Annotated in this window: 2 protein-coding genes; one reads left to right on the forward strand and one right to left on the reverse strand. The window is 60.2% G+C overall.

Translation table 11 applies throughout. From position 1 onward, the window contains the following. The coding region (locus tag B4E36_RS07305) for a DNA gyrase subunit A (RefSeq protein WP_345900180.1) at nucleotides 1–563 on the reverse strand (563 nt) is incomplete at its 3' end. 227 nt (nucleotides 564–790) lie between these two features. On the opposite strand from B4E36_RS07305, the gene B4E36_RS07310 reads away from it, so the two are divergent. Continuing rightward, a complete protein-coding gene (locus B4E36_RS07310; RefSeq protein ID WP_292059750.1) occupies nucleotides 791–1,441 on the forward strand; it encodes a MarC family protein in 651 nt (216 codons plus the stop codon). The last annotated feature ends 68 nt before the right edge of the window (nucleotides 1,442–1,509 follow it).

A 1,509-nucleotide genomic window follows, 5' to 3' on the forward strand; every position in this document is an offset into this window, starting at 1 on the left:
GTGGCCATGCCGACGGCGATGCCGCCCGCGCCATTGACGAGAAGGTTCGGGAACTTGGCCGGCAGCACCACCGGCTCCGACAGCGTGCCGTCATAGTTCTCGCGGAAATCGACGGTGTCCTTGTCGAGATCGTCGAGCAGCGTATGGGCCACCTTTTGCAGGCGGCATTCAGTGTAGCGCTCGGCCGCGGGAGGGTCGCCGTCAACGGAGCCGAAATTGCCCTGCCCGTCGATCAGCGGCAGGCGCAGCGACCAGTGCTGTGCCATACGCGCCAGCGCATCATAGATCGCGGCATTGCCATGAGGGTGATATTTACCCATGACATCGCCGGTGACGCGGGCGCATTTGACGTATTTCTTGTTCCAGTCCACGCCCATTTCGGACATGCCGTAGAGGATACGGCGGTGCACCGGCTTCAGGCCGTCACGAACATCCGGCAGCGCGCGGCTGACGATCACGCTCATCGCGTAATCGAGATAGGAACGCTGCATTTCCTCCATGATGGAGATGGGCTCGATGCCCGGCGGAAGACCTCCGCCCGAAGGTGTCGTTTGATCAGTCAATGTGAATCACGATCTCAAGCTAGAATCATCTGGTTTTTTATAGCCGAATCCGATGGCTGACGCCAATTTCTCAAGCCTCCTGACAGTGGACAGAGGCCGAATTACGCGATTTTATTCGTGTCAGGTGGTGATCCTGTGGCAAGCTCACAAGAGCGCTGCGAATGCCACTTCCGGTTTAACGCGGCGCCATGCTCTCTGGAAACGCAAAAACGGCTGGGGAACGGGCGATGAATGAACTGGCGACGCTGATAAACGGCTTCACCACCTTGATGGTGACCATGGACCCGCCCGGCATGGTGCCGATCTTCCTGGCGCTGACCGTGGGCATGACCCAGGCGCAGCGCCGCAAGGTGGCGATCCGGGGCAGCCTGATTTCGTTCTTTCTGCTCCTGGCCTTTGCCCTGCTGGGCGATGACATCCTCAACGCGCTCGGTATCTCCATGAGCGCGTTCCGTATCGCCGGTGGCATTCTTCTATTCTGGATCGGCGTGGAAATGATCTTCGAAAAACGCGTCGAGAGAAAGGAGAGGACCACCGAAACCGCCATCACGAAGGATGGCATGGCCAATCTCGCCGCTTTCCCGCTGGCCATGCCGCTGATCGCAGGCCCCGGCGCGATCTCCGCGACGATCCTGCTCGGCTCCAAAATGGAAACGGTGCTGGACAAGCTGGCGCTCGTTCTGGTGATCTTCGTCGCATCGCTGGTCGTGCTGCTGGCAATGCTCGCCGCCGGCCTGATCGACCGGCTTCTCGGTGAAACCGGCCGTAACATTCTCACCCGCATTCTCGGCATGATGCTGACGGCGCTGGCCGTGCAGTTCGTGATCGACGGGGTGACCACGGTGATGCATATTCCCGCGGGCACGGCAGGCGCCTGAATTATCCGGCACGCCTGCCCTCAAAAAGGTCAGGTCCGGTTGGGATCAGAACGGAATGTCGTCGTCGA

The organism is Martelella sp. UBA3392 (assembly GCF_002358775.1).
Taxonomy (GTDB): Bacteria; Pseudomonadota; Alphaproteobacteria; order Rhizobiales; family Rhizobiaceae; genus Martelella; species Martelella mediterranea.